We start from the raw sequence: 4,991 nt of genomic DNA on the forward strand, positions 1-4,991 counted from the left end.
TCATCGCGGGCAAGCCTTGCTCCCACAAGGGGATTGTCGTTGTCTCTTACAACACCAGACGCGGCAACCACAGCGAGATCGCCGGAATGTAGGTCACGGCCAGCAACACCAGGAACAGCACACCGTAGAACGGCAGCAGGGCCTTGACGGTGCTTTCGATGCTGACCTTGCCAATGGCGGCTCCGACGAACAGCACGGCGCCCACCGGCGGGGTAATAAGCCCGATACCCAGGTTCACCAGCATGATCATGCCGAACTGCACCGGGTCCACGCCGATACCCATGATCACCGGCATCAGGATCGGCGTCAGGATCAGAATCAGCGGCGCCATGTCCATCACCGTACCCAGAACCAGCAGCATCGCGTTGATGCACATCAGGATCACGTAGCGGTTGTCGGAGATGGTCAGGAACAGGGTGGTGATTTTCGCCGGTATCTGCATCAGCGTCATGATGTAGCCGAAGCTGGCGGCGAAGCCGATCAGGATCATCACGATGGAGATGGTACGCACCGTGCGATGCATCAGTTTCGGCAACTCGCTCCACTTATAGTCGCGGTAAATGCACATGGTCACGAAGAATGCCCAGAGCACAGCGATGGCGGCCGATTCGGTGGCGGTGAAAACACCCGAGAGGATGCCGCCGAGGATGATGAACATGGTCATCATGCCCCACATGGCTTCCCGGCAGATTTTCAGCGCCTGCTTGAGGGGAATCACTTCGCCCTTGGGATAGTTGCGCTTCTTCGCGAAGATCAGGCACAGCACCATCAGGCAGGCGTTCATCAGCAGGCCCGGCACGATGCCGGCCATGAACAGCGCACCGATGGAAACTGTCCCGCCGGCCGCCAGGGAGTACAGCACCGCGTTATGGCTGGGCGGGGTCAGCAGGGCTTGTACCGAACCACTGACCGTCACTGCGGTGGAGAACTCCCGCGGGTAGCCGCGGCGTTCCATCTCCGGGATCAGTACCGAACCCACCGACGCGGTGTCGGCCACCGAGGAACCGGAAATGGCACCGAAGAACGTCGAGGCCATGAGGTTGACCAGTGACAGACCGCCGCGCACGAAACCCACCAGCACCCCGGCGAAGGCCACCAGCCGGCGAGACATACCGCCCTCGGCCATGATTGCACCGGCCAGGACGAAGAACGGAATGGCCAGCAACGAAAATTTGTTTACCCCGCCCGCGACCTGGATCATCACGGCCTGGAACGGGATGTCGATCCACCACGCGCCGATCAGCGCAGCGGCGCCCAGGGCGTAGGCGACCGGCATGCCGATCAGGATCAACAGGAAAAAACTGCCCAGCAGAATCAGAGCGTCCATTAAGCGGCACCTTCACTTTCTTCGACCAGGTCGAACTGCACGACCCGACGCTTGCTCTGATCACCGAGCAAGAGTTTTTCCAGGACAAAAATCAGGGTCAGAAAACCACCGACCGGTATGGGCATGTACGTGATGCCGACCCGCAGCGTGGGCAGGGCGCTCATGTACTGATTCCAGGTGGATATGCAGAGTTTGGTGCCGCCGCTGATCATGAAGATGCAGATTGCCGCCATCAGCAACTGGGAAAACACCGATGCCGCGGTTTTCAAGTGAGGGGGCAGGCGGTTGGTGAGCATGTCCACGGCCATGTGCGCACCGGCGCGGTAACTGGCGGCGGCGCCGATGAACGTGAACACGATCATCAGCAAAATCGCGGTGGGCTCAGGCCAGCTTGAGCCAGTGCCCAGCACGTAGCGGGCGAACACGCCCCAGGGAATCATCAGAGCAATTGCCAGGACAGAGAGGCCGGCGACCCAGATGCAAGTCATGTAAATCTTGTCGTTGATGCGTAGCAGCAGATTCTTCATCGGGTTCCACCGTAACCGGGCACGCCTTGGACATCAGGCGTGCCCGGCCTTTTCAAGTACAGATTGAGAGGTGTTACTGAACGGCTTCGATACGCTTGATCAGATCGGCGTACGGCGCACCGTATTTGGCCCGGATCGGCGCGGTAGCGTCATAGAAGGGTTTCTTGTCGACCGTGATGAATTCAACGCCGGCGGCTTTGAGTTTCTCTTCACTGGCGAGGGTCTTCTTGTCCCATAGCACGCGCTCGTCCAGCTGAGATTGCTTGGCGGCTTTTTTCACCAGGGCTTGCTGCTCGGGGCTGAGTTTTTCCCAGGTGAACTTGGACATCACCACCGGCTCCGGCAGGATCAGGTGACCGGTCAGGCTGTAGTACTTGGCGTTCTGGTAGTGGTTGTGCTCAAGCATGGTCGGCGGGTTGTTTTCCGCGCCGTCGATCACACCGGTCTGCAGCGCGCTGAAGATTTCACCGGTATCCATCGCAATCCCGTTACCGCCCATGGCGTTGAGGGTCTCGATGAACATCGGGTTGCCCATCACGCGAATCTTCATGCCCTTCATGTCTTCAGGCTTGTGCACCGGCTTCTTGGTGTAGAGGTTGCGAGTACCGCCGTCCATCCAGGCCAGGGCGACCAGGTTGAATTCGGAATTGGTGATCTTGTCGAGGATCTCCTGGCCGACTTCACCGTCGATGACTTTGCGCATGTGCGCCTGATCGCGGAAGACGAATGGCATGTTGAACACGTTCACGTCCGGCACCACCGGGCCAACGATACCCAGGCTGACGCGGGCCATTTGTACGGCACCGACCTGAAGCTGCTCGACCACTTCCTTCTCCGAGCCCAACACGCCGCCGGAGTACATTTTGAAGGTGAACGGGTCTTTATCGCCTTTGCTCTCCTCGACCAGCGTCTTGCCGAGGATTTTTTCCGCTTCTACGGTTGGATAGCCATCGGGATGGATATCGGCAAACTTGATCTCAAGCGCCTGTGCCGCCTGCGCAAGGAAGGCCAGGGGGAGGGCGGCGATCAGAAGCGTACGTTTGAAATTCATGGTCAATCTCCAGTGTTGTTGTTTTTATGTCTATCGAATGAAGCGGTGGTGCAGATCAGTTGGCGGCGTGCTTCGCTCCTGCGAAAGTCGGTTCGGCAAGGCCCTTGACGCCGGGGTTGAGGGCAAATACGCCCCCGGCCAGCGATTGCGGATCGGTGTCGTCGCCAGGGCGGATCGAAGTGACGAACAGGGTGTCCAGACGGCTGCCGCCAAAGGCGCACATCGTCGGTTTCTTCACCGGCACGGCCAAAGAGCGGTCCAGGCGGCCATCCGGGGTGAAGCGATGGATGAGACCGGCGTCGTTGGCGCAGATCCAATAGCAACCTTCAGCGTCCACCGCCGCGCCGTCCGGGCGTCCGGCCAGGGGCATCATGTCGACGAACAGCCGCCGGTTGGAGGGCGTGCCACTGTCGATGTCGTAGTCGAAAGCCCAGATCTGCTGGACCAGCGGATGTGAGTCAGAGAGGTACATCGTGCGTCCGTCCGGGCTGAAGCCCAGGCCGTTGGGCACGATGAACCCGCCCAGTTGCGCCGCGACCGGGTTGCGCTGCCCGCCATCGAAGCGGTACATCCGGCCGACGTCGGCATTGGCGCCCATGTTCAGCACCATGCTGCCGGCCCAGAAACGGCCCTGGCGGTCGCAACGGCCATCATTGAGGCGCATGTCGCTGCGGTCGTGCTCGACACTGGCGCACAATTCGCTGTCCAGGCTGCCGTCATCAAAGGGGTGCAGGCGAAAGAAACCGCTCTCCATGCCGGCGATCCAACCCCCGTCCTGGTGACGGGCGATACAGGCGAGCATCTCGGGCGTTTCCCAGCCCTTGAGTTGCCCGGTCCCGGCGTTCCAGCACTGCAGGCCACCGCTGGGAATGTCTACCCAGTACAGAGCGTTTTCCTCGGGGACCCATACCGGGCTCTCACCGACAGCGTTGCGTGCATCGACAATCAATTCGGCTTGCATGGTGATTCCTTGGTTCGTGCGTATCCCATGAAAAACAGGCCAATCAGTTGTCGAACGGGCCGGCTGCGACAAAGGCGCCGCCTTGGTAGATCCTGGCCGGGTCATCGGCGGCCGGCATCGGCTGTGCTTCGACCTTGGCCCGGAAGACTTCGGAGCTGTCCTTGGGCTGGTAGCCCAGGTGCGCGGCCTGGCTGTTGTCCCACCAGACGTCGCGGTTGGCGGACATGCCATACACCACGGTGTGGCCGACTTTCGGGGTATAGAGCGAGCATTCGATCAGTTGAGTGAGGTCGTCGAAGCTCAGCCAGGTGCTCATCATCCGGCGGTTCTGCGGTTCGGGGAACGACGAGCCGATGCGGATGCTCACGGTTTCGATGCCGTAGCGATCGAAGTAGAAACTGGCCATGTCTTCGCCGTAGGACTTGGACAAGCCGTAGTAGCCATCCGGACGGCGAGGGGAAAGGGCGTCGAGGGCCTCGTCCTGTTTGTAGAAGCCGATGACGTGGTTTGAGCTGGCGAAGATCACCCGCTTGACGCCATGCTTGCGGGCGGCTTCATAGATGTGGAATACGCCGCTGATGTTGGCGCCGAGGATTTCTTCGAATGGGCGCTCTACCGAAACACCGCCAAAATGCAAAATGGCATCGACGCCTTCCACCAACTGATGCACCGCCTGTTTATCAGACAGGTCGCACGGCACCACTTCTTCACTTTCATCAATGGCCGGGGCCATGTTGGCGATGTCCGACAGGCGAATGTGGCGGGCGAAAGGCTTGAGGCGTTCGCGCAAGACTTTACCCAAGCCGCCGGCGGCGCCGGTCAGCAGTAGACGATTGAAGGGCTGGCGAATGTGTGTCGTAGTCATGAAATTACCTGAGCAAACGGTGAGAGGTATCAGTTGTTATAAGTTGTCGTACGACCGAGAGGGAATATCCTTATCCTACCGCTACCTTGTCAACGTTTGATCGACGAATCGCTCTGCCACGGCGTCCCTGCCTTTGGCGGTTGCGTCGCCATGGTCCTTTTGAACAGCGACCATGGCGACGGATCCCGGCTTAAAGAAGCGAGATCGGGTAGCTGACGATCAAGCGGTTTTCATCGAACTCAGTGGTGCTGAAGTCCCGG

5 protein-coding genes are annotated in these 4,991 nt (G+C 59.9%); all 5 read right to left on the reverse strand.

What is annotated here, in order from left to right:
* Window positions 1–46: 46 nt before the first annotated feature.
* A complete protein-coding gene (locus HU811_RS24825) occupies window positions 47–1,327 on the reverse strand; it encodes a TRAP transporter large permease (RefSeq protein ID WP_092398907.1) in 1,281 nt (426 codons plus the stop codon).
* The gene (locus tag HU811_RS24830) at window positions 1,327–1,854 is read right to left on the reverse strand and encodes a TRAP transporter small permease (RefSeq protein WP_092398905.1); all 528 of its coding nucleotides are present in this window, start codon (window positions 1,852–1,854) and stop codon (window positions 1,327–1,329) included. Before HU811_RS24830 ends, HU811_RS24825 begins: the two co-directional genes overlap by 1 nt.
* 73 nt (window positions 1,855–1,927) lie before the next feature.
* Window positions 1,928–2,905: a TRAP transporter substrate-binding protein gene (locus HU811_RS24835; protein ID WP_092398903.1), complete on the reverse strand. Its 978-nt coding sequence runs from the start codon at window positions 2,903–2,905 to the stop codon at window positions 1,928–1,930.
* Between the two features lie 55 nt (window positions 2,906–2,960).
* A complete protein-coding gene (locus tag HU811_RS24840; RefSeq protein WP_092398901.1) occupies window positions 2,961–3,866 on the reverse strand; it encodes an SMP-30/gluconolactonase/LRE family protein in 906 nt (301 codons plus the stop codon).
* 43 nt (window positions 3,867–3,909) lie between these two features.
* Complete coding sequence (locus tag HU811_RS24845; RefSeq protein WP_186658630.1) at window positions 3,910–4,731, reverse strand: NAD-dependent epimerase/dehydratase family protein; 822 nt, start codon at window positions 4,729–4,731, stop codon at window positions 3,910–3,912.
* Between the last annotated feature and the right edge of the window lie 260 nt (window positions 4,732–4,991).

Origin of the sequence: Pseudomonas tehranensis, from assembly GCF_014268615.1 — a bacterium.
Classification (GTDB): Bacteria; Pseudomonadota; Gammaproteobacteria; order Pseudomonadales; family Pseudomonadaceae; genus Aquipseudomonas; species Aquipseudomonas tehranensis.

Bases quoted from the DNA above. Each gene is read 5' to 3' on its own strand.
- HU811_RS24825 (WP_092398907.1), bottom strand. From the start codon at position 1,327: ATGGACGCTCTGATTCTGCTGGGCAGTTTTTTCCTGTTGATCCTGATC.
- HU811_RS24830 (WP_092398905.1), bottom strand. From the start codon at position 1,854: ATGAAGAATCTGCTGCTACGCATCAACGACAAGATTTACATGACTTGC.
- HU811_RS24835 (WP_092398903.1), bottom strand. From the start codon at position 2,905: ATGAATTTCAAACGTACGCTTCTGATCGCCGCCCTCCCCCTGGCCTTC.
- HU811_RS24840 (WP_092398901.1), bottom strand. From the start codon at position 3,866: ATGCAAGCCGAATTGATTGTCGATGCACGCAACGCTGTCGGTGAGAGC.
- HU811_RS24845 (WP_186658630.1), bottom strand. From the start codon at position 4,731: ATGACTACGACACACATTCGCCAGCCCTTCAATCGTCTACTGCTGACC.